Origin of the sequence: Halomonas sp. JS92-SW72 (assembly GCF_003547075.1) — a bacterium.
GTDB classification, from domain to species: domain Bacteria; phylum Pseudomonadota; class Gammaproteobacteria; order Pseudomonadales; family Halomonadaceae; genus Halomonas; species Halomonas alkalicola.
In genome coordinates this window covers 1,894,287-1,915,693 of record NZ_CP032147.1, presented here as the reverse complement: position 1 = coordinate 1,915,693, position 21,407 = coordinate 1,894,287, and the positions used below count along the sequence as shown (strand labels likewise).

General features: G+C 69.4%; 18 protein-coding genes. 8 read left to right on the top strand and 10 right to left on the bottom strand.

Going from position 1 to position 21,407, the window contains the following annotated elements:
• Window positions 1-2: 2 nt before the first annotated feature.
• Window positions 3-845 carry a sterol desaturase family protein gene (locus D1793_RS08930; protein ID WP_119021855.1) on the top strand — a complete coding sequence of 281 codons (843 nt, stop codon included), beginning with the start codon at window positions 3-5 and terminating at the stop codon, window positions 843-845.
• On the opposite strand, the gene D1793_RS08925 is transcribed toward D1793_RS08930, so the two are convergent.
• The 4 genes from D1793_RS08925 to D1793_RS08910 are packed head-to-tail and all read right to left on the bottom strand — an operon-like array spanning window position 832 to window position 5,545.
• Window positions 832-1,473, bottom strand: a complete 642-nt coding sequence (locus D1793_RS08925; protein WP_119021854.1) for an ATP-binding cassette domain-containing protein — start codon at window positions 1,471-1,473, stop codon at window positions 832-834. The two genes, D1793_RS08930 and D1793_RS08925, sit on opposite strands and share 14 nt — an antisense overlap.
• Window positions 1,470-3,188 (bottom strand): ABC transporter permease subunit, encoded by a 1,719-nt coding sequence (locus tag D1793_RS08920; protein ID WP_205527648.1) that lies wholly within the window; start codon window positions 3,186-3,188, stop codon window positions 1,470-1,472. The genes D1793_RS08925 and D1793_RS08920 overlap by 4 nt, the downstream gene beginning before the upstream one ends.
• Before the next feature lie 18 nt (window positions 3,189-3,206).
• Window positions 3,207-4,433 carry an ABC transporter substrate-binding protein gene (locus D1793_RS08915; RefSeq protein WP_119021853.1) on the bottom strand — a complete coding sequence of 409 codons (1,227 nt, stop codon included), beginning with the start codon at window positions 4,431-4,433 and terminating at the stop codon, window positions 3,207-3,209.
• A 32-nt stretch (window positions 4,434-4,465) separates the two neighbouring features.
• Entirely contained in the window at window positions 4,466-5,545 is a 1,080-nt protein-coding gene (locus D1793_RS08910; protein WP_119021852.1) for a phosphotransferase, read from the bottom strand.
• A gap of 213 nt (window positions 5,546-5,758) precedes the next feature.
• Here D1793_RS08910 and D1793_RS08905 point away from each other — a divergent pair, with 213 nt between their 5' ends.
• The 5 genes from D1793_RS08905 (at window position 5,759) to D1793_RS08885 (ending at window position 11,838) form a co-directional block, all read left to right on the top strand.
• Window positions 5,759-7,312 carry a nodulation protein NfeD gene (locus tag D1793_RS08905; RefSeq protein ID WP_119021851.1) on the top strand — a complete coding sequence of 518 codons (1,554 nt, stop codon included), beginning with the start codon at window positions 5,759-5,761 and terminating at the stop codon, window positions 7,310-7,312.
• Between the two features lie 51 nt (window positions 7,313-7,363).
• Complete coding sequence (locus D1793_RS08900) at window positions 7,364-8,167, top strand: slipin family protein (RefSeq protein ID WP_119021850.1); 804 nt, start codon at window positions 7,364-7,366, stop codon at window positions 8,165-8,167.
• A 65-nt stretch (window positions 8,168-8,232) separates the two neighbouring features.
• Window positions 8,233-9,153 carry a DMT family transporter gene (locus D1793_RS08895; protein ID WP_205527647.1) on the top strand — a complete coding sequence of 307 codons (921 nt, stop codon included), beginning with the start codon at window positions 8,233-8,235 and terminating at the stop codon, window positions 9,151-9,153.
• 325 nt (window positions 9,154-9,478) lie between these two features.
• Window positions 9,479-10,969, top strand: a complete 1,491-nt coding sequence (locus D1793_RS08890; RefSeq protein ID WP_119021848.1) for a SulP family inorganic anion transporter — start codon at window positions 9,479-9,481, stop codon at window positions 10,967-10,969.
• 14 nt (window positions 10,970-10,983) lie between these two features.
• Window positions 10,984-11,838, top strand: a complete 855-nt coding sequence (locus tag D1793_RS08885) for a universal stress protein (RefSeq protein ID WP_119023634.1) — start codon at window positions 10,984-10,986, stop codon at window positions 11,836-11,838.
• Between the two features lie 72 nt (window positions 11,839-11,910).
• Here D1793_RS08885 and D1793_RS08880 read toward each other — a convergent pair whose 3' ends face one another.
• The 6 genes from D1793_RS08880 to D1793_RS08855 form a co-directional block, all read right to left on the bottom strand.
• A complete protein-coding gene (locus tag D1793_RS08880; RefSeq protein WP_205527646.1) occupies window positions 11,911-12,960 on the bottom strand; it encodes a substrate-binding domain-containing protein in 1,050 nt (349 codons plus the stop codon).
• Between the two features lie 118 nt (window positions 12,961-13,078).
• Window positions 13,079-14,185 carry a sn-glycerol-3-phosphate ABC transporter ATP-binding protein UgpC gene (gene ugpC / locus D1793_RS08875; protein WP_119021847.1) on the bottom strand — a complete coding sequence of 369 codons (1,107 nt, stop codon included), beginning with the start codon at window positions 14,183-14,185 and terminating at the stop codon, window positions 13,079-13,081.
• A gap of 113 nt (window positions 14,186-14,298) precedes the next feature.
• Window positions 14,299-15,918: an alpha-glucosidase family protein gene (locus D1793_RS08870; RefSeq protein ID WP_119021846.1), complete on the bottom strand. Its 1,620-nt coding sequence runs from the start codon at window positions 15,916-15,918 to the stop codon at window positions 14,299-14,301.
• A gap of 33 nt (window positions 15,919-15,951) precedes the next feature.
• Window positions 15,952-16,794 carry a carbohydrate ABC transporter permease gene (locus tag D1793_RS08865; protein WP_119021845.1) on the bottom strand — a complete coding sequence of 281 codons (843 nt, stop codon included), beginning with the start codon at window positions 16,792-16,794 and terminating at the stop codon, window positions 15,952-15,954.
• A complete protein-coding gene (locus D1793_RS08860) occupies window positions 16,791-17,771 on the bottom strand; it encodes a sugar ABC transporter permease (protein WP_119021844.1) in 981 nt (326 codons plus the stop codon). The genes D1793_RS08865 and D1793_RS08860 overlap by 4 nt, the downstream gene beginning before the upstream one ends.
• 15 nt (window positions 17,772-17,786) lie before the next feature.
• Window positions 17,787-19,058 (bottom strand): ABC transporter substrate-binding protein, encoded by a 1,272-nt coding sequence (locus tag D1793_RS08855; protein ID WP_119021843.1) that lies wholly within the window; start codon window positions 19,056-19,058, stop codon window positions 17,787-17,789.
• A 375-nt stretch (window positions 19,059-19,433) separates the two neighbouring features.
• On the opposite strand from D1793_RS08855, the gene D1793_RS08850 reads away from it, so the two are divergent.
• Together D1793_RS08850 and D1793_RS08845 are read left to right on the top strand one after the other, a co-directional pair.
• Window positions 19,434-20,843: a carbohydrate porin gene (locus tag D1793_RS08850; protein WP_119021842.1), complete on the top strand. Its 1,410-nt coding sequence runs from the start codon at window positions 19,434-19,436 to the stop codon at window positions 20,841-20,843.
• Between the two features lie 184 nt (window positions 20,844-21,027).
• Complete coding sequence (locus D1793_RS08845; protein WP_119021841.1) at window positions 21,028-21,402, top strand: RidA family protein; 375 nt, start codon at window positions 21,028-21,030, stop codon at window positions 21,400-21,402.
• Window positions 21,403-21,407 lie beyond the last annotated feature (5 nt).

Sequence of the window (21,407 nt, the reverse complement as noted above, 5' to 3'; positions counted from 1 at the left end):
CCATGCACGACTTCCTGATGCTCAACGAACCCGGGATCCGCTTCGCGGCCTTCGCCGGCGTGTTGCTGCTGATGGCGGGCTGGGAGCTGGTAGCGGCCAGGCGCCCGCAGCGGATCAGCCGGCGCCAGCGCTGGCCCGGCAACCTGCTGATCGTGGTGATCGACACCCTGGCGGTGCGCCTGGTGTTCCCGCTGGCGGCGGTGGGGGTGGCGCTGACGGCGGAGCAGCAGGGGTGGGGGCTCATGCACTGGCTCGAGGTGCCGCTGTGGCTGGCGGTGACGCTCTGCGTGGTGGCCCTCGATGCCCTGATCTACTTCCAGCACCGCCTCTTCCACGCGGTGCCCCTGCTGTGGCGCCTGCATCGCATGCACCACGCCGACCTCGAGCTCGACGTCACCTCGGGCCTGCGCTTCCATCCCGTGGAGATCCTGCTCTCCATGGCGATCAAGGTCGCCGCCGTGGTGGCGCTGGGGGCGCCCGCCCTGGCGGTGCTGCTCTTCGAGGTGGTCCTCAACGCTACCTCGATGTTCAACCACGGCAATGTGCTCCTGCCGCAGCGGCTCGACCGCTGGCTGCGCCTGGTGGTGGTGACCCCCGACATGCATCGGGTCCACCACTCCTGGCTGCGTCACGAGACCGACAGCAACTTCGGCTTCAACCTGCCCTGGTGGGATCGCCTGTTCGGCACCTATCGGGCCCAGCCCGAGCAGGGGCATCTGGGCATGACCATCGGCCTTGCGCAGTTCCGCGACCCCGGCGAGCTGAGGCTCGACCGCATGCTGCTGCAGCCATGGCGCAACCCCGAGCCCTCCAAGGCCGAGGGCGAGAGCGTCAGGCGAGGGTAAGGATCCGCCCGCCGGCCGCCTCGGCGTCCTCGCGGTCGTGGGTGACCAGCAGGCTCGGCAGCCCCGCCTCCCGCAGGCGGCCGAACACCAGTTCGCGTATCTCCTGGCGCAGCGCCGTGTCGAGCGTCGAGAAGGGCTCGTCGAGCAGCACCGCGCGCGGTTCGCAGAGCAGCAGCCGCATCAGCGCCACCCGCGACTGCTGGCCGCCGGAGAGGGTGGCCGGGTCGCGCTCCCCGTAGCCGGCCAGGCCCACCGCGTCCAGCGCGGCCTCGACCCTGGCGGCGCGGTCGCGCGCCGCTCGCGGCAGGCCGAAGCGCAGGTTGCCGGCCACCGAGAGGTGCGGGAAGAGCAGCGGGTCCTGGAACAGCAGGCCGATGCCGCGCCGCTCCGCCGGCAGGCCGGTGATCTCGCGGCCATTCAGCAGCACCCGGCCCGAGGCCGTGAAGCCCGGCGCCAGGAAGCCTGCCACGAAGGCCAGCAGGGTCGACTTGCCCGACCCCGATGGGCCCATCACGCTGAGCACCTCGCCGGGGGCGATGTGGGCATCCAGGGCCAGCAGGGTGGTGCCCTGCAGGGCGATCCGTACGTTATCCAGTACCAGTTCGTGGTCGTGGCGGTGAGCCGTCATGACATGCCTCGCATTCCGCGTCGATGGGTCCAGAGCATCCGCGGCAGGCCCACGGCAACCACGAACCCCAGCAGCGGCAGGCTGGCCTGGACCAGCGCCCAGACACCGATCAGGCGGCGGTTGCCGCCGGCGGCCAGGGCCACCGCCTCGGTGGTCACGCTGGGGACGCGCCCGGCCCCCAGCAGCAGGGTGGGCAGGTACTGGCCGATGCTCACCGCCAGGCCCACCGCCACGGCGGTGAGCAGCGGCGCCAGCAGCATCGGCAGGCGCATCCGCCAGAAGGCGCCGTCGGGTGTGGCGCCCAGGGACAGCGCCACCCGCGTCCAGCGCGGGTCGAAGCGCCGGTAGGCCTCGGACAGCGACAGGAACACATAGGGCAGCACGAAGAGCAGGTGGCCGAAGACCACCAGCCACAGAGTAGGGCGGGTGCCCAGGCTTTCCAGGAGCACCACCAGGCCGAAGAGGAAGGCGATCTGCGGCACGATCAGCGGCAGGTAGAGCAGGGTGAGGGCCGCGCTGCCAGGTCCCTCGAGAAAGGCGAGGCGGTCATCGGCCTTCTGGCGTCCGCGGCGCTGCTCGTTCTCCAGCGCCGCCAGGGTCAGCAGCGTGGCCAGCAGGGTCGCCAGGGCCGCGATGGCGAGCGTCGTGGTCACGGGGCCGGCCAGGGAGGGCAGAGCGCGCTGCCAGGTCTGCAGGGTGAAGGCCCGGGGCAGGGCATCGGGGAAGCGCCAGGCGCCGGCCAGGGAGTGAAGCGCCAGGCCCGCGATGCCGGCCAGGGCGGTCGCCGCCGCCAGCAGGATCAGCGTCTTGCCAGCCAGGCGCAGCCACGCCTCGCCGCGCGCCCGCTGGCCGCTCGTCAGCCAGCCCCGCCCCAGGCGCCGCCCCAGGCACTCGAGCCCCCACCAGCAGGCCAGGGCCGCGGCGGTGACCCCAAGCTGCAGCAGGGCGCCGGCGGAGGCCATGAAGCGTCGCGAGAGGTCCGGGTCGTTGAACCAGGTGAGGATCGAGACGGCCAGGGTGGGCGGCAGGGTGGGACCGAGGATCATGGCCATGTCCACCACCGAGGAGGCGTAGGCGATGACCGCATAGACCGGCAGGCGGATCAGCGGGTAGAGGCCGGGCGCCACCACCTTGAGCCAGGCGATGGCCGGGCGGTAGCCCAGCGAGCGGGCCATGGCCAGGCGGCGCTCCACGTCGAGCTGGTGCAGGGCGGCCAGGCTCATCAGCAGCAGGAAGGGGATCTCCTTGATGACGAGCCCCGCCATCAGCGCAAGCCCCCAGGGGTCGTTGACGATCAGCAGGTCCGGCGGGCGCTCCCAGCCGGTGAGCCCCGGTGACACCAGCCGCACGAGCAACCCCGAGGGGGCGATCAAGAAGGCCAGCCCGAAGGCCGCCGCGGCGTGGGGCAGCGCCAGCAGCGGCGAGATCAGACGGCGTATCCAGCGGTCCAGCCGGCTGCCGGAGGCCGCGGCCAGGAACAGCAGTACCACCGCAAGCGATATGGCCGTGGTGACCAGGCCGCTGGCCAGGCTGACCGCCACCGAGCGTGCCAGGCCCGGCTGGGTGAAGAGCTCTCGCCAGGGGGCCAGGCTGAAGGCGTGGCCGCCCAGCGCCGGCAGATAGCCGAAGGCGGGCAGGGCGGCCATGATCAGCCCCGCCAGGATGGGCCCCACCAGCAGGGTGACGATCAGGGCGGGCGCGAGACGCAGGATCATGGCGCGACCGGCCGGCGATCAGCGGCGTACATAGCGCTCGCGCCAGGCCTCCTGAAGTGCCGTCATCCAGCTCGGGTGGGGCTCGGGGAGCGTCTTCTCCAGGGCCTCGGCGGCCAGCATGGCGGGGTTCTCGGCGTCGATGGCGAAGCGCGCCCGGTCCGCCTCCGGCAGGCGGGCGACGTCGAGCACGGTGCGATCGCCCCACACCGCCAGGTCCTGCTTGTGGGCCTGGGCCTCCGGGGAGAGCAGGAAGTTGGCCACCGCCATGGCGCCGGCCCGATGGGGCGAGTTGAAGGGAATGGCCACGAAGTGCACGTTGCCCAGGGTGCCCTCGTCCAGCACGTAGCTGCGCACGCTTTCGGGCAGCTCGAAATCGGCCACCGCGGCGGCGGGCTCCGAGGGGTAGAAGGTGAAGGCCAGGCTCAGCTCGCCGTCGCCCATCAGCCGGCGCAGCTCCGGCCCGGTGGCGGGAAACTGACGGCCGCTGCGCCACAGGTGAGGGTGCAGGGCGTCCAGGTAGTCCCAGAGCGGCGCGGTGACCGCAGCGAAGTCGCTCTCCTCCGCCGGGGCGTAGAGCGGCGCGGGGTCGTCGACCAGGGCGATCAGCGCCTGCTTGAGGAAGGTGCTGCCGGTGAAGTCGGGGATGCGCGGGTAGCTGAAGCGGCCGGGGTTGGCCTCGGCCCAGGCCAGCAGCGCCTCGATGCTGTGCGGCGGGCCAGCATCCCCGATCTCTTCACCGTCATAGTAGAGGGTGATCTGGGCCTTGCCCCAGGGCGACTCGTACCCCTCGGTGGGCAGGGTGAAATCGGTGACCACCTCGGGGTTGTACTCGGGGTGGGTCAGGGCGAAGTTCGGCAGCCGCTCGGCGAAGGGGCCGAAGAGCAGGTCGGCCTCCTTCATGGCGGCGAAGTTCTCGCCGTTGATCCAGATGAGATCGATGCTGCCGTCCTCCCGGTTGCCGCCTGCCTTCTCGGCCAGCACCCGCGAGACCGCGGCGCTGGTGTCGTCGAGCTTCACGTGCACCAGCCTGAGGTCATGCTCCTCGGCCACCCGCCGCGCCACCCATTCGATATAGCGGTTGGTGCGGTCGTCGCCGCCCCAGGCGTTCCAGTAGACGGTCTGGCCCCGGGCCTCCTCGAGCACCGCCTCCCAGTCGGCGAGGTCGGCAGAGGGAGCGTCGGCGTGCAGGGGGGCGGTCAGCGCCAGGGCCAGGGCGGGCAGCAGGGCATGAGGGCGGGTCGGCATTTGGCAGTCCTTGTCGGGGGCATCAGGGGGAATCAATCGCCGAGGGCGAGGTGCAGGTCAAGCAGTTCATCTTTCACCCGGGCGATCACCGCCGGGGAGAGGTAGTGCTCGACCCGATCGCGCACATGGGCCACCAGGGCGTCGTCGCTGAGCTCGGCGGACCAGTCCTCGCCGGCGGCCGCGGTATCGCGGGCCCGGCCGTGCTGTGCCCGCCACTTGGCGCACCAGGTCAGCGACCAGAGCCACATGGCCCGGCGGCAGGCCAGCAGCGAGGCGGGCTCCGTGGCCAGGCCGGCCGTGCTTCGCCACTGGCGGTAGAAGGCGGCCACCTCCTCGAGGGTCAGCGCCGCGCGGCTGTGCAGGTCCCAGGTGGTGGAGGTGTAGAGGGTGGCGTGGGCCAGGTCGAAGCCCGGCAGGCCGTAGCGGCACTTCTCCAGGTCCACCAGCACCGCGCGCCCGGTGTCGGTGACCAGGAAGTTGCCGGGGTGGGCATCGAAGCTGATCAGTCGGGGCGCCGCGCCGGGGCGTGCCGGGAGCTGGTCGGGCAGCGCCGCAAGCGCCTGCTCGATCTGTGTGCGCGCCTCCCGTGAGAGGCCGGCCTGCGCTAGCCACTCTGCCTGGCGGGCCACCTCCTCGCGCATGGCGCGCCAGGGGGCGGCCGGCGAGAGGAGCGGGGCGCGCTCGGCCTCGTCGGGCAGCGCCAGGCGGTGGATGGCCGCCAGCGCCTCGGCGATGGCGGGCAGGTCCTCGGGCAGGCGCGCCGGTCGGCCGCGGACCGCGCTGACCAGCAGCCCGCCGCGGGGCAGCTCGAGCGAGGGCGGCAGCACACCCTGCAGCGCCGGCGTGTGGCCGCTCGGACCGGCGCGGGCGAAGCAGGCGGCCTGGTAGGCGAGGTTTTCCTCGGCCGGCAGCCCCATCTGGCTCTGCTTGGGCAGGCGGGCCACCCAGTCGGCGCCGTCGCGCTCGAGCCACACATGGCTGTGGGCCAGCCCGGTATCGGCCATCGGGCGCATTGTGCGGATACCGGCCGCCAGGCCGGCTCGGGTCAGCGCTCGGGTCAGTGCGTCCTGTGAGGCGAGAGCGTCGTCACGGCAGGGGGGAGAGTCCGGCATGTCGTTCCTCGATGTCGTGGGGTAGCGTCTCGTTACGTCGGACAAGGCCGGCCATCCTTACCGTCGGGCCCAACAGCATCTACGCTGATGGAGTCAGGATGAGGCGTCGAATGCCGATGCCCTTTTCCGTGCGACTTTGCTGAACTAATTTGCTGAACTACGGATGGCATCCACACTCACACTCACTATACGGATCGCGCAGGGAAGATCACCATGAGCCGAGTTCATGTTGCCCTGGCTGGGCGCCGCTTCCTCCTGTTCAGCCTCCTCTGCCTGGCGCTGGGTGCCTCCCTGGCCCTCTTCCAGTCGGTGGTCCAGGCCCAGCAGAGCGAGCGCACGGCGCTGGTGATGACCGTGGAAGGGGCCATCGGTCCCGCCACCAGCGACTACTTCCAGCGCGGCCTGCGCCGGGCCGCCGAGGGCAATGCCGAGATCGTGGTGGTACAGATGGACACCCCCGGCGGCCTCGACGCCGCCATGCGCGACATGATCCGCGCCATGCTCACCTCGCCGGTGCCGGTGGCCATCTATGTGTCGCCGAGCGGCGCCCGGGCGGCCAGCGCTGGCACTTACCTGCTCTACGGCAGCCACGTGGCGGCCATGGCCCCCTCCACCCACCTGGGCTCGGCCACGCCGGTGCAGATGGGCGGCGGATTTCCGGGGATCGGCGGCGACGATGACGATGACGACGAGCGCAGTGGCACCCGCGGCGGGGCGCGTGCCGAGGAGCCCGAGCAGCAGGCAGAGGCCAACGGCGAGGCAGAGGCCGCTTCCGGTGACAGCGACGAGGTCGGCGAGGGTGATGCCGTGCCCGATGCGGCGGCCACCGATGAGGAGGCCGAGGAGCGCAGCCGCGCCGCCGATGGCCCGCGCCGCGGCGAGACCGCCATGGAGCGCAAGGTGCTCGAGGACGCCGTCTACTACATTCGCGGCCTGGCCGAGCGCCACGGTCGCAACGCCGACTGGGCCGAGGAGGCAGTGCGCGAGGCGGTCAACCTCACCTCCCGGGAGGCGCTGGAGAAGAACGTCATCGACGTGGTGGCCAGCGACATCGAGGATCTGCTCGCGCAGATCGACGGTCGCGCGGTGGTGATGGAGCGTGGCGAACTGACCCTTGCGACCGCGGAGCTCGTCATCGAGCGCTTCGACCCCGACTGGCGCACCCAGCTGCTCTCGGTGATCACCAACCCCAACGTCGCCTACTTCCTGATGATCATCGGCTTCTACGGGCTGATCTTCGAGCTCTCCAACCCCGGCAGCCTGGTGCCGGGCACCATCGGTATCATCTGCCTGCTGCTGGCGCTCTTCGCCTTCCAGGTGCTGCCGGTCAACTACGCCGGCCTGGCGCTGATCCTGGTCGGCCTGGCGCTGATCGTGGGCGAGGCGCTGATGCCCAGCTTCGGCATATTGGGAATGGGCGGCATCGTCGCTTTCGTGATCGGATCGGTGATTCTGATGGATGCAGACAACCTGAGTATCTCGCTGCCGATGATCGGCGGCATCGCCCTGCTGGCAGCGGTCCTGATGCTGTGGGTGCTGACCCGCTTCGTCAGCCTGCGCCGGCGCCCGGCCAAGGGCGGGCAGGAGGAGCTGGTCGGCAGCGAGGCCCGGGTCCTCGAGGACTTCGAGGGCAGCGGCCATGTGCGCCTGATGGGCGAGCGCTGGAATGCCCGCAGCGAACGGCCACTGGTCAAGGGCCAGCGGGTCAGGGTCTCCCGCATCGATGGCCTGACCGTCGAGGTCGAGCCCCTGGAGGAACGCCACTGAGGCGACGCGCCCGGCGCGTCCACGGTTTCACCCTGAGCAAGGAGAAGCACCATGTTGATTCCCTATCTCGTACCGGTCGTGCTGCTGTTCATGCTGATCGCGGCCTCGATCCGCATCCTGCCGGAGTACAAGCGCGGCGTGGTGTTCTTCCTGGGGCGCTTCCAGGGGGTAAAGGGGCCGGGGTTGATCATCGTCATTCCCGGCATCCAGAAGATGGAGGTGGTCGACCTGCGGGTGATCACCATGGACGTGCCGGAGCAGGACGTGATCTCCCAGGACAACGTCACGGTGAAGGTCAACGCGGTGATCTACTTCCGGGTGGTCGACCCGGAGAAGGCGATCATCCAGGTGGAGAACTTCACCATGGCCACCAGCCAGCTGGCCCAGACCACCCTGCGTTCGGTGCTCGGCAAGCATGACCTGGACGAGATGCTCTCCGAGCGCGACAAGCTCAACGACGACATCCAGGAGATCATCGATGCCTCCGCCGAGGGGTGGGGCATCAAGGTCTCCAACGTGGAGATCAAGCACGTCGATCTCGACGAGAGCATGATCCGCGCCATCGCCCGCCAGGCCGAGGCGGAGCGCGAGCGCCGCGCCAAGGTGATCCACGCCGAGGGTGAGCTGCAGGCCTCGCGCAAGCTGGTCGAGGCCGCCAACGTCATGGCCGAGAACTCGGCGGCCCTGCAGCTGCGCTACCTGCAGACCATGAGCGACATGAGCAACAAGAACGCCTCGACCATCGTCTTCCCGCTGCCCATGGACATCATGGAGGCCTTCAAACACATGAAGGCCTCGCCTGCTGCCCAGGCCCGCACCGGTGGCAAGGCGCCGGACGGCGACGGCGCTGCCTGACCTGCCCGTGCCACGGCCGCCCGGCCGTGGCATCCTGAGAGGCCCATCGCGACACCGAGGTTGCCTTGAGCCCCGCTTCCCTCTCGCGCCGCCAGCAGGGTCTCCTGATGACCGGCGGCGGCGCCTTGATCATTTCCCCCGATGCCCTGCTGATCAAGATGATCGGCCTGCCCGACGCCGAGATCCTGGCCTGGCGCGGGCTGTTCACCGCGCTTGGCTTCATCGCCATCGTGCTGGCCCGCCACGGGCGCGGCGCGCTTGCCGCCTACCGGCGCTGCGGCGGGACCGGCCTCGGCGTGGCGCTGCTCTTCAGCCTCTCCACCTTCGGCTTCGTGCTGGGCAACCAGTACACCCGGGGCGGCAACGTGCTGATGATCCTGGCCGGCGCCCCGCTGATCGCCGCGCTGCTCTCACGCTTCTTCCTGCAGGAGCGCCTGCCCAGGCGCACCTGGCTGGCCATCGCTGCCTGCCTGGTGGGCATCTCGCTGATCGCCCTGGATGACGCCGGGGTGGGCTCCTGGCTCGGCAACGGCTTCGCCCTGCTGGCCGCCACGGCGCTCGCCGCCAACTTCACCCTCTGCCGCACCCGCCCCGGGGTCGACATGAGCCCCATGCTGACCCTCTCGGGGCTGATCGTGGCGGTAAGCGCCGGGCTCTACGGCCTCATGGGCCCCGGGCTGGCGCTGCCCTCGGGGCAGAGCCTGCTCTGGCTGGTGGTGCTCTGCCTGGTGCTGCTGCCGCTGGGCTTCACCCTGATCCAGCGCGGCCCCCTCTACCTGCCCGCCGCCGAGGTGGGCCTGCTGATGCTGCTGGAGGTGGTGGTGGGCACCCTATGGGTGTGGTGGCTGCTGGCCGAGCGGCCCACACCCCTGGCCTTCGCCGGCGGCGCCCTGGTGCTGGGCAGCCTGCTGGCCAAGGGGCTGGTGGAGCTCCATCTTGAGCGGCGGCTCCGCGCCCGGGGTGCGGTGCAGCAAGAGAGCTGCTAGAATGCGCGGCTCTCTCGAGTGCCGCTGCCCCGCGGCAGATCAGACAAGGGACCGCACCCCGTGATGACTCCCCTGGCAGGGCTGGCGACTCCGCCCTAGCGCACACCTCCTTCCCCGACGCCTCGTCATCGAAGCGTCATCCCTTGGCGCCACCCTGTGGCGGCCCCGGGCGCGCCTGCGCCCACCCCTGACAACAACGCTCCATAGCGATAACGCCCAACGCCGCGAAACGCGCTGCATTCCGAAGGATGCGGCCCATGGCCCTGCGCTGTCCCGTGGCGCCAGCGCGTCCCGGCATGACCCCCACCCCTGACTGGAACAGAGCATGTTCGAATCGATAAGACAGACCTGGTTCTCCAACGTGAAGGGCGACACCCTCGCCGGTATCGTGGTGGCCCTCGCCCTGATACCCGAGGCGATCGCCTTCTCGATCATCGCCGGGGTGGACCCCAAGGTCGGCCTCTACGCCTCCTTCTGCATCGCGGTGATCATCGCCTTCACCGGCGGCCGTCCGGGCATGATCTCCGCGGCCACCGGCGCCATGGCGCTGCTGATGGTCACCCTGGTACGCGACCACGGCCTCGAGTACCTGCTCGCCGCCACCCTGCTCACCGGGGTGCTGCAGATCATCGCGGGGTATCTCAGGCTGGCCGAGCTGATGCGCTTCGTCTCGCGCTCGGTGGTGACGGGCTTCGTCAACGCCCTGGCGATCCTGATCTTCATGGCCCAGCTGCCGGAGCTGACCGGAGTCACCTGGCATGTGTATGCCATGACCGCGGCGGGCCTCGGCATCATCTACGGCTTCCCCTTCCTGCCCAGGATCGGCAAGTCGATCCCCTCGCCGCTGGTCTGCATCGTGGTGCTGACTGCCGTCTACCTGCTCTCCGGCATGGAGATCCGCACCGTGGGCGACATGGGCGAGCTGCCCGATACCCTGCCGGTCTTCCTGTGGCCGGACGTGCCGCTCAACCTCGAGACCCTGTGGATCATCCTGCCCTATGCGCTGATGCTCACCGTGGTGGGCCTGCTGGAGTCGATGATGACCGCCACCATCGTCGACGACCTCACCGACACCCCGAGCGACAAGAACCGCGAGTGCAAGGGCCAGGGTATCGCCAACATCGGCTCTGGTCTGCTCGGCGGCATGGCGGGCTGCGCCATGATCGGCCAGTCGGTGATCAACGTGAAATCCGGCGGCCGTGGGCGCCTCTCCACCCTGATCGCCGGCGTGGTGCTGCTCATCCTGGTGGTCTTCCTCTCCGACTGGGTCTCGCAGATTCCCATGGCGGCGCTGGTCGCCGTGATGATCATGGTCTCCATCGGCACCTTCAGCTGGGCCTCGATCCGCGACCTCAGGCAGCACCCCATGAGCACCAACGTCGTCATGCTGGCCACCGTGGCGGTCACCGTGGCGACCCACAATCTGGCCATCGGGGTCTTCGTCGGGGTGCTGATCGCCGCCATGAACTTCGCCAACAAGGTGGGCAACATCCTCTACATCGGCTCCGAGGACGCCGACGAGGGCAGCCGTCGCCGCTACCGGGTGGTGGGCCAGGTGTTCTTCGCCTCCTCCGAGCGTTTCGGCAACGCCTTCGACTTCAAGGAGAGCGTGGAGAAGGTCACCATCGACCTCTCCCGGGCTCACTTCTGGGACATCACCGCCGTGCAGGCCCTGGACCGGGTGGTGATCAAGTTCCGCCGCGAGGGCACCGAGGTCGAGCTGGTGGGCCTCAACGAGGCGACGGCCACCATCGTGGATCGCTATGCTGTGCACAATGATCCTGCCGCCGTCGACAAGCTGATGGGCGGCCACTGAGGAGCACGATGACCATGACAGATCAGGTGATGGCCGCCATCGACGGCTCGAAGTTCTCGGAAGGGGTGTGCGACTACGCCGCCTGGGCCAGCCAGGCCCTGGGCGCGCCGCTGACTTTCCTGCACGTGGTGGACAACCACCCCCAGATCGCCGAGGCGGATCTCTCCGGCCATATCGGCCTGGGCGCCCGGGAGCATCTGCTGGAGGAGCTCGCTCACCTCGACGAGCAGCGCGCCAAGGTGGCCCAGGAGCAGGGCCGGCTGATGCTCAAGGCCGCCAGGGAGCGGGCCATCGAGGCCGGCCTGAGCGACCCCGCCACCCGCCAGCGCAATGGCACCCTGGTGGAGACCCTCGAGGAGCTGCAGGAGGAGATCCGCCTGCTGGTGGTGGGCAAGCGCGGCGAGACCGCCCACCAGGACAGTGGCCACCTGGGCTCCAACCTGGAGCGGGTGGTGCGCACCCTGCATCGGCCGATCCTGATGGTGCCGGACACCTTCAAGGCCCCCGCCACGGCGATGCTCGCCTTCGACGGCAGCCAGACCACCCGCAAGGGGGTGGAGATGCTGGCGAAGAGCCCGCTGTTCGCGGGGATCCCGGTGCACGTGGTGATCATCGGCGCCGAGACCGGCGACAACCGCGCCCAGCTCGACTGGGCACTCAGGACGCTGCGCGACGCCGGCGTTGAGGCCGAGGGCGCCATCCGCGCCGGCGAGGTGGAGGCGACCCTGCGCGCCTACAAGGAGGAGAAGGGCATCGACCTGCTGGTGATGGGCGCCTACGGCCACTCGCGCATCCGCCAGCTGCTGGTGGGCAGTACCACCACGGGGATGCTGCGCAAGGCCACGGTGCCGGTGCTGCTGCTGCGCTGACCGCCGAGGCCGATAGTCCCTGGATGCCCCGGTGCGCCCGAGTGAATCGCGGGAGCCCGGGGCGTCCTGCCGTCAGGGGCAGCTGTCGCCGACCATCAGCTCGGTGGTCAGCAGGCTCGAGGCGGGCGGGGTCAGGCCGAGGATCATGCGGGCCGCCATGCGCCCCTTCTCGGTGCTGTCCTGGCGCACCGTGGTGAGACGCGGTGCCCGGTACTGCCCCTCGGCGATGCCGTCGAAGCCGGTGATGCGCAGGTCCTCGGGGACTCGCAGGCCGCGCTGCTCGGCCAGGGTCAGGGCGGTCAGCGCGATGCGGTCGGACATGCACAGGAGCAGGTCGGGACGCTCGTCGCCTGGCAGGTCGAGGATCGGCGCGAGCACCGGGGCACACACCTCGAAGGTGTTCTCCTCGATGTTCCACATCGGCACCTCGGCGGGGTCGATGCCGCGCTCCGCCAGGGCGCGGTAGAAGCCGGCGAGGCGGGAGCGGGTGATGGTCTGCTCGGCGCCGAGCAGCCGGTGCGACGCGGTGACCGGGCCGTTGCAGGGCTCGGCGGTCAGGCGCAGGTTGACGATCGCCGGGCGCCGGGGAGGCCTCGCCAGGGCGTGCCGAGCGATGGCCTGGCAGGCCGCCTCGTTGTCCACGTGGATCGCCGGGCGCCCCTCGATATCAAAGTCCACCGCCACCAGGGCCGCCTGGCTCGGCAGGCTCTCCAGCAGCTTGGGCGACGGCATCAGGCCGTAGACGATGAAGCCGTCGGCCATGCTGGCCGAGCCCGGGAACTGGGCCTGGGTCTGGCGCGAGGAGAGCAGCAGCAGGGTGTGGCCCTGGGTGTCGAGCACCTCGGCCACCCCCGAGAGGAACTCGCTGGCCACGGCATCATTCAGGCTGTAGGTGAGGCTCTCGGCGAGGATCACCGCAATGATCCGCGAGCGCCCGGTGCGCAGGCTGCGCGCCATGGCGTCCGGCCCTCGGTAGCCCAGGCGGCGCGCCTCGCCGAGGATGCGCTCGCGCAGGGTGGGCGAGAGCTGGTCCGGCCGGTTGAAGGCGTTGGAGACGGTGGCCGTGGAGACACCGAGCTCCCTTGCCAGATCCTTCAGCGTGATACGACGGGGGGTAGACACAAGCGCGATTCCTTCGCCATCTGGATCGATTCAGTCAGCTCGCTATCCTAGTGGTCCACGCGCCATTTGGCCACCGCGCGAGCGGCACGACTCCCACAGCGGGGCCGTGCCGTGAGCCTCAGGCCACCGCCCGGGCCGGGGCGACGCCGAGTGCCCGGTCCTGGCCGTCGAACAGGTGGACGTGATCGGGGTCCGGGACCAGCGCCACTCGCTGGCCTACCCGCCACTGGCTCGGGGCCTCGCTGCGGTGGATCAGCAGGGCCTCGCCGGCCTTGGGCGCCAGGTAGACGTAGACCTCGTTGCCCAGGTACTCCACGTTGACGATCTCGAAGGCGTTGTCGCCCTTGGCCTCGCCCAGGCGCAGGTGCTCGGGGCGCACGCCCAGGGTCAGCGCTTCGCCGGCGGCATGCTGGCGGGTGTCCTGGGGCAGGGCCAGCTCATTGAGGCCGGCGGTGCGCACCCGGCAGCCGCGCGAGTCGCCGCTCACCAGGGCGGCCGGCAGGAAGTTCATGGTGGGCGAGCCGATGAAGCCGGCCACGAACCGGGTCGCCGGGCGCTGATAGAGCTCATGGGGGCTGCCCACCTGCTCCACGCGGCCGGCATTGAGCACCACGATCTTGTCGGCCAGGGTCATGGCCTCCACCTGGTCGTGGGTGACGTAGATCATGGTGGATTCGAGGCGCTGGTGCAGGCGGGCGATCTCGTTGCGCATCTGCACGCGCAGCGAGGCGTCGAGGTTGGAGAGCGGCTCGTCGAAGAGCAGGATGCGCGGCTCCCGGGCCATGGCGCGGCCCATGGCCACCCGCTGGCGCTGGCCGCCGGAGAGCGCCTTGGGCTTGCGTTCGAGCAGCTCCTCGAGCTGCAGGATGCGGGCGGTGGCCATCACCCGCTCGTGGATGGTCTCCTTGGCGGTCTTGGCCAGCTTGAGGCCGAAGGCCATGTTTTCGTAGACCGTCATGTGCGGGTAGAGGGCGTAGGACTGGAAGACCATGCCCACGCCGCGCTCCCGGGGCGGCAGCTGGTTGACCACGGTCTCGCCGATGGAGAGCTCGCCGTCGCTGATCGACTCGAGCCCGGCAATCAGCCGCAGCAGGGTCGACTTGCCGCAGCCCGAGGGGCCGACGAAGACGACGAACTCGCCGGCACCGATCTCGAGGTCGACGTCCTTGATGATATGGGTGCTGCCGAAGACCTTGTTGACCTTGTCGAGGGTGACGCTTGCCATGGGGTGTCTCCTTGCCGGCCCGCTGGTGGCCCGGTGATGAAGGGGCGCGCCGCGGGCCGGCCTGTTGTTATGCGTGCGGTTGGTTATCGATGCCGTGATGACATCGGTGTGGCTCAGAGCCTGAACCAGGCGGCCTGGTAGGGCGGCAGGTGCAGGGTCTCGCCGTCGCGCTGGTGGAAGAAGCCGTGCCCCTCGAGTGCCTCGGCCACCGGCAGCGGCAGGCGGGCCTCGCGGGCCTGGCCGGTGAGGTTGAAGAGGCAGAGGAGCCGCTCCTCGCCCGTCGCGCGCACGAAGCCGAGCAGCTCGTCGCCGACCTCGACGAGCTCGAGGTCGCCATCGACCAGGGCCGGATGCGCGGCGCGGAAGGCCAGCAGGCGGCGGGTGGCGCTGAGCACCGAGGCCGGGTCGTCCTGCTGGGCGGCCACGGCCAGCGGCAGCTGGCGCGCCTCCACCGGCAGCCAGGGTTCGACACCCTCGGCGGTAAAGCCGCCGTTCTCGGCCTGTTCCCAGGGCATGGGGGTACGACAGCCATCGCGCCCCTTGAACTCCGGCCACAGCACCTTGCCGTAGGGGTCCTGGATGCGCTCGAAGGGGACGTCCGCTTCCATCAGGCCCAGCTCCTCGCCCTGATAGAGGCAGACGCTGCCGCGCAGCGAGAAGAGCATCGCCAGCGCCACCTTGGGGTAGGCGACGGGGTCCTCCTCCGCGCCCCAGCGGGTGGCGCTTCTCACCACGTCGTGGTTCGAGGTGGCCCAGCAGGGCCAGGCGTCGCCGGCCAGGCGCTGGAAGCGCTCCAGCACCTCGCGCAGATAGGCCGCCGAGTGCGGGGCGTTGAGCAGGTCGAAGGTGTAGGCCATGTGCAGCTTGTCGCCGCCGGCGGTGTACTCGGCCATGCGCGCAAGCGGATTGTCGTCGCCGATCTCGCCCACCGTGGTGGTGCCGGGGAACTCGTCCATCAGCGCGCGCAGCTCGCGCAGGAACTCCAGGTTCTCCGGGCGGCTCAGGTCATAGACGTGGCGCTGCCAGGTGTAGGGGTTGGCGTCCGGGGCGCCCAGGGTCTTGGCCTCGCCGGCGGGCACCGGCGGGTTGTCGCGCAGCTTTGCATCGTGGAAGTAGAAGTTGACGGTGTCCAGGCGGAAGCCGTCGACGCCGAGCTCCAGCCAGAAGCGCATGTTGTCGAGCTGCGCGGCCCGCACCTCCGGGTGGTGGAAGTTGAGGTCCGGCTGGCTGGTCAGGAAGTTGTGGAGGTAGTACTGGCGCCGACGCGAGTCGAAGGTCCAGGCCGCGCCGCCGAAGATCGACAGCCAGTTGTTGGGCGGGGTGCCGTCGGGCCTGGGATCGGCCCAGACGTACCAGTCCGCCTTGGCGTTGGTGCGATCGGCGCGGCTCTCCTGGAACCAGGGGTGCTGATCCGAGGTGTGGCTGATCACCTGGTCGATCATCACCTTGAGGCCCAGCGCGTGCGCCCTGGCCAGCAGCGTCTTGAAGTCCTCCAGGGTGCCGAACATCGGGTCCACGTCGCGGTAGTCGCTGACGTCGTAGCCGAAGTCGAGCATCGGCGAGGTGAAGAAGGGCGACAGCCAGATGCCGTCGACGCCCAGGCTCGCCACGTAGTCGAGCTTCTCGGTGATGCCCTTGAGGTCGCCGATGCCGTCGCCGTTGGCGTCCATGAAGCTGCGCGGGTAGATCTGGTAGATGACGCCGCCGCGCCACCAGGTCGTCGTGTCTTGCATGCAGGAATCCCAGGTCGTGAATGAGTGAAGGGGTCAGCCCTTGACCGCGCCGGCGGTCAGGCCGGAGACGATGCGGCGCTGGAAGATGATCACCAGGATCACCAGGGGCACGGTGACCACCACCGAGGCGGCCATGATCGGGCCCCAGGGCAGTTCAAAGGCGCTGCCGCCGGAGAGCAGGGCGATGGCCACCGGCACGGTGCGCTGGCTGTCGGTGAGGGTGAAGGTCAGGGCGAAGAGGAACTCGTTCCATGCGGCGATGAAGGCCAGCAACCCGGTGGTCGCCATGGCCGGCCACATCAGCGGCAGGAACACCTTGGTGATGGTCACCCAGGGGGTGGCGCCGTCCATGATGGCGGCCTCCTCGAGCTCCATGGGCAGCTGGCGCATGAAGGTGGTCAGCACCCAGACGGTGAAGGGCAGGGTGAAGATGGTGTAGCTCAGGATCAGCCCGCCCGGGTTGTTGTAGAGATTGAGCGCCCGGATCACCTCGAAGAGCCCCGAGAGCACCGCCACCTGGGGGAACATCGAGACGCCGAGGATCACCAGCAGCACCGTGGAGCGGCCGCGAAAGCGCACCCGGCCCAGGGCGTAGGAGGCGGTAAGGCCGAGCAGCAGGGCGATGAAGACCACGCTGGTGGCGACCAGGAGGGAGTTGAAGATCGCCTGCAGGAAGCTTCGCTGGGTGAACACCTGGACATAGTTGGCCAGGCTCCAGGTGCTGGGCCACAGCTCGACCCGGAAGAGGTCGCTCGAGGGCTTGAAGGAGGTGATCACGGCGTAATAGAAGGGGAACACCGCGATGACCACCACGAAGGCCACCAGCAGCCAGAAGCCGATACGGGTGGCGAGCTTGTTGAACTGGCGCGAGGTCATGCGTCACCTCCCAGGTTGAGACGGTTGCGGCCCAGGTAGAGGTAGCCGATGGTGGCCAGCGCGATGATCAGGAACAGCAGGGTGGAGGCGGCGCTGCCGTAGCCCACGTCCTGGAACTCGACGAGCTGCTGGCGGGCGTAGATGGACATCGACATGGTGCTGGTGGAGTTGGAGGTCAGCACGTAGATGACGTCGAACACCCGCAGGGCGTCGAGCAGGCGGAAGATCACCGCCACCATCAGCGCCGGGGTGATCAACGGCAGGGTCACCCTGAAGAACACCCGGACCGGGTGGATGCCGTCCACCTCGGCGGCCTCATAGCAGTCCTTGGGCAGCATCTGCATGGCGGCCAGCGCCAGCAGGGCGACGAAGGGGGTGGTCTTCCAGACGTCCACCATGATCACCGCCCACATGGAGTAGCGGGCGTCCGCCGTCCAGGCGATGGGGTCGGCGATGATGCGCAGCGCCATCAGCAGCTCGTTGATGATCCCGAACTGGTCGTTGAGCATCCAGGCCCACATCTGCGCCGAGACGATGGTGGGAATCGCCCAGGGGATCAGCACCGCCGCGCGCACAAAGGTGCGCCCCTTGAACTGGGCGTTGAGGATCAGCGCCACGATCACCCCGAACACCACCTCCAGCGAGACCGAGACGACGGCAAAGAAGAAGGTGTTCCACACCGCACGCCACCAGATCGGGTCGGCGAGCACCCCGTACCACTGGCCATCGTCGAGGACCAGGTAGTTCTCCAGGCCGACGAAGAGGACGTCGCTGAGATCGGAGAGCGAGGCATCGGTGAAGCTGAAATAGAAGGTGCGCGCGAGCGGCCAGCCGGCCACCAGGGCCAGGGCGACCAGCATCGGCGCGAGGAACAGCCAGGCGGCCTTGACCCGCTGGCGGCGCACCTTGGTGCTGCGGTAGGCCTTGGCCGGGGGGCGCGCCACGGCGGGCGCGCAGTCGTCTAGGGTGGTGCTCATGTCGGGGCTCCCGGGTTACCAGTTGCGGCGCTTGACGCGGGACAGCTCGCGCTCCAGGTCGGCCACGGCCTGCTCGCCGCTCCGGCTGCCGGAGAGCACGTCATGGGCGGCGCTGAAGAAGGCGTTGCTGACGCGGCCGTAGGCGTCGCCGGTGACCGCCGAGGGGCGCGCCACGGCGTTGACGAAGGTATCGTAGAGCTCACCGAAGAAGGGCACCGCCTCGAGCACCTCCTCGTCCTCGTAGAGGGCCGCCAGGGTGGGGTTGTAGGCACCGGCGATGGCGCGCCGCTTCTGCTCCTCATGGCCGGTGAGGAAGGCCACCAGGTCCGCGGCGAGCTCGGGGTTCTCGCTGTAGCGGGAGACCGCCAGGTTCCAGCCGCCGAGGCCCGCCGCGCTGCTGCCATCACCGCCCGCCGGCAGCTGGGTCACCCCCACCTTGCCGCGCACCTCGCTGCCGTCGCTCTGGGAGAGCGCCCAGGCGTAGGGCCAGTTGCGCATGAACACCGCGTTACCCCCCTGGAAGACGCCGCGCGCCTCCTCCTCGGTGTAGTTGAGGACGCCGCTCGGGGCGATCTCGCCGACCCAGCTGGCGGCCAGGTCGAGGGCCGCCGCGGCCTGCGCGTTGTTGATGCTGATCTCGCCGTCCGGCTCCACCACGCTGCCGCCGCCGTGGCTGGCCACCCACTCCAGGGCGTTGACGGTCAGCCCCTCGTAGGCGCGGCCCTGGAAGACGAAGCCGTGCATGCGCGAGTTGCCCGCCTCGCGCTCGGCGGCCTGGATCTCACCGGCGATCTCGGTGAGCTGCTCCCAGGTCTCGGGAGGCTCGTGGCCGTGCTGCTCCAGCAGGTCCGCCCGGTAGTAGAGCACCCCGGCGTCGGTGAACCAGGGCATCGCCACCAGGCGTCCCTCCACGGTGTTGTTCTCGACGATGGCCTCGAAGTGCCCCTCGCCGGCCTCATCGCCCAGCGCCTCGCGCAGGTCGAGCAGGTGGTTGGCGAGCAGGCCGGGCCAGATCACGTCGATCTGGAAGACGTCGATATCCCGGGAGTTGGCGGATAGGATCTGCTGGTAGAGCGACAGCCGCTCGGTGGAGGAGTTGGGCGTGGAGACGATGTCGACGCGGTGGCCCGTCGCCTCCTCCCAGGCGCGCACGCCCTCCTCGCAGAGGGTCAGCTCGGCGCCGACCGCGCCGCAGGAGATGGTCAGATCCGCCGCCTGGGCCTGGCCGGTGGTGGCAAGCGTCGCGGTGCCCAGGGCGAGAGCGGTGATGAGAGGTGTCTTGAGCATGGGAGTCCTCGTCGGTTGTTATTGTCGGTTGGCGATGGTCTTAAACGATTAAGTACGTCGGCACAGTTAAGAGCATGGACCGGGCCCCATCAACCTAGACTTTTGTCGAAGGAGCGGTGGCGTGGCCGGCAACGAGGGAGTGAGCGGCGACTTACCTTGCAAGCTAATAATTGCGCCACTCTCGCCGGCGCGCTCGACTGTCAGGTAGCGGGCATTAGACATTGGTCGCGTTCTTGCCGGGCGACGTTGAGGCGGTCGACTTAAACGATTAAGTTTTGGTGGGCTTGCTCAGCCCGCCTCCGGGGTGTCCCGACGGTCGGGTTGCGCCGCCGGACTGAATCGTTACAGATCACAACAACAAGGGATGACATCACCATGAACGCCGTCATGTTCAAGACCCCCCTGGCCATTGGCATCGCCGCCGCCGAGCAGCGCGCCGCCGATGCCGAACAGCGCGCCACGCTTGCCGAGACCCGGGCCGAGGGCGGGGCCCGGCCGGATGCCGACGAGGTGGAGGAGCGCCTGGCCCGCGTCGAGCGCCAGGCCAGCGGCGAGGAGGGCTTCTCCTTCAACGCCTATGCCCGCTCCGGCCTGCTGCTGGGCGAGGATCGCAAGAGCATTCCCGGTGGGCCCTACGTGACGCCCGCCGGCCCCCTGGGTGGCGCCGTGGGGCGCCTGGGCAACGAGGGGGATACCTACGTGGAGGGCATCTTCAACTACCGGATGCGCTACGACAACGGCGCCCGAGCCCACTACCGCATGATGCTGGCCGACTCGGTCAGCACCAGCAACGACTGGACCGCCGAGGAGTCGAACCTCAACGTGCGCCAGGTCTATGCGGAGTTCAGTGAGCTGCCGAGCTTCACCGGCGTCTTCGAGAATGCCTCGATCTGGGCCGGCAAGCGCTTCGACCGCGACAACTTCGACATCCACTGGATCGACAGCGACTTCGTCTTCCTGGCCGGCACCGGCGCGGGGATCTACGACATGCAGCTGGCCGACGACTGGACCTCCAACCTGTCGCTCTATGGCCGCAGCTTCAGCGACTTCGACCTGATCGGCAGCGAGGACCCGAACGAGGGCAGCACCGACAGCCTGATCCTCACCAGCAACAACTTCGTCGGCAACTGGCAGTTCATGGTCAGCGGCCTCTCCGCCGCGGACAACGACGAGCGCGATATCGGGGCGGGCCAGACCGCCGCCGACAGCGGCTTCCACACCATGGTGGCCTACCACGGCGACAGCTTCTTCGGCCTTTCCGAGGGCAATTTCAAGGCGGCCCTGATCCACGGCCAGGGCCTGGGCGCCGAGGCCAAGGTGCTGGGCGCCGACGGCAATCTCACCGATGACGCCCAGGCGACCCGCCTGGGTCTCTACGGCACCACCTACCTGGCGCCGAGCTGGCGCGTGGCACCTTCGCTCCTCGCCGAGACCAGCCGAGACCGCTACGTGCAGGGCGACGAGTTCACCTGGGCGGGCCTCAACGTGCGCCTGGCCAACGAGCTGACCGAAAACTTCGAGATGCAGTACGAGGCCAGCTACCAGTACATGGACCTCGACCAGGGGGAGGGCGGCAACGCCGTGAGGGGGGACTTCGGCAAGCTCACCGTCGCCCCGACCTTCAAGCCCCAGGTGGGCGGCTTCTGGCAGCGCCCGGAGATCCGCCTGTTCGCCTCCTACACCGACTGGAGCGAGGCGCTCAACAACTATGGCGGCAGCTTCGGCGAGGAGGGCTTCACCGGGGGCCAGTGGAGCTTCGGCGTGCAGACCGAAGTCTGGTTCTGAGACCGGCGGCCCGGCCTGGCCGGGCCATCCTCGGCTGTTTCGATCCTTGCCCGTGGCCTTTGGCCACGGGTTTTTCCTGCGCTGCCACGACGTATCGACTGTTGGCGAGGATCCGTTGATACTGGCGGCCTGATCGTCATCCGGCAGGCCATCTTCCTGTCGATAACCGCCAAGGGGAGTACCCATGACCATCATTCGCCACGACACCAAGGCGCGCATGAGCCGCGCCGTGATCCATAACGGCATCGCCTACCTGTGCGGCCAGGTGCCCGGCCCCGAGGCGCGCCACGGCGACATCACCGAGCAGACGAAGAGCATGCTGGCGCGGGTGGACGCGCTGCTGGCCGAGATCGGCTCCGACCGCGAGAACCTGCTCACCGCCACCGTCTACCTGAAGGACGGTAACGACGTCGCCGCCATGAACGCGGTGTGGGACGCCTGGGTGCCCACCGGCCATGCCCCGGCGCGCACCTGCGTCTGCGCGCCGATGCCGGCCGACGAGCTCCGGGTGGAGATCACCGTGACCGCGGCCGTGGTCAGCGGCGAGTACAGCTACTGAGCCGC

Bases quoted from the DNA above. Each gene is read 5' to 3' on its own strand.
- D1793_RS08890 (WP_119021848.1), top strand. From the start codon at position 9,479: ATGTTCGAATCGATAAGACAGACCTGGTTCTCCAACGTGAAGGGCGAC.
- D1793_RS08865 (WP_119021845.1), bottom strand. From the start codon at position 16,794: ATGACCTCGCGCCAGTTCAACAAGCTCGCCACCCGTATCGGCTTCTGG.
- D1793_RS08930 (WP_119021855.1), top strand. From the start codon at position 3: ATGCACGACTTCCTGATGCTCAACGAACCCGGGATCCGCTTCGCGGCC.
- D1793_RS08915 (WP_119021853.1), bottom strand. From the start codon at position 4,433: ATGCCGACCCGCCCTCATGCCCTGCTGCCCGCCCTGGCCCTGGCGCTG.
- D1793_RS08910 (WP_119021852.1), bottom strand. From the start codon at position 5,545: ATGCCGGACTCTCCCCCCTGCCGTGACGACGCTCTCGCCTCACAGGAC.
- D1793_RS08920 (WP_205527648.1), bottom strand. From the start codon at position 3,188: ATGATCCTGCGTCTCGCGCCCGCCCTGATCGTCACCCTGCTGGTGGGG.
- D1793_RS08885 (WP_119023634.1), top strand. From the start codon at position 10,984: ATGACAGATCAGGTGATGGCCGCCATCGACGGCTCGAAGTTCTCGGAA.
- D1793_RS08900 (WP_119021850.1), top strand. From the start codon at position 7,364: ATGTTGATTCCCTATCTCGTACCGGTCGTGCTGCTGTTCATGCTGATC.
- ugpC (WP_119021847.1), bottom strand. From the start codon at position 14,185: ATGGCAAGCGTCACCCTCGACAAGGTCAACAAGGTCTTCGGCAGCACC.
- D1793_RS08855 (WP_119021843.1), bottom strand. From the start codon at position 19,058: ATGCTCAAGACACCTCTCATCACCGCTCTCGCCCTGGGCACCGCGACG.
- D1793_RS08905 (WP_119021851.1), top strand. From the start codon at position 5,759: ATGAGCCGAGTTCATGTTGCCCTGGCTGGGCGCCGCTTCCTCCTGTTC.
- D1793_RS08870 (WP_119021846.1), bottom strand. From the start codon at position 15,918: ATGCAAGACACGACGACCTGGTGGCGCGGCGGCGTCATCTACCAGATC.
- D1793_RS08860 (WP_119021844.1), bottom strand. From the start codon at position 17,771: ATGAGCACCACCCTAGACGACTGCGCGCCCGCCGTGGCGCGCCCCCCG.
- D1793_RS08845 (WP_119021841.1), top strand. From the start codon at position 21,028: ATGACCATCATTCGCCACGACACCAAGGCGCGCATGAGCCGCGCCGTG.
- D1793_RS08850 (WP_119021842.1), top strand. From the start codon at position 19,434: ATGAACGCCGTCATGTTCAAGACCCCCCTGGCCATTGGCATCGCCGCC.
- D1793_RS08925 (WP_119021854.1), bottom strand. From the start codon at position 1,473: ATGACGGCTCACCGCCACGACCACGAACTGGTACTGGATAACGTACGG.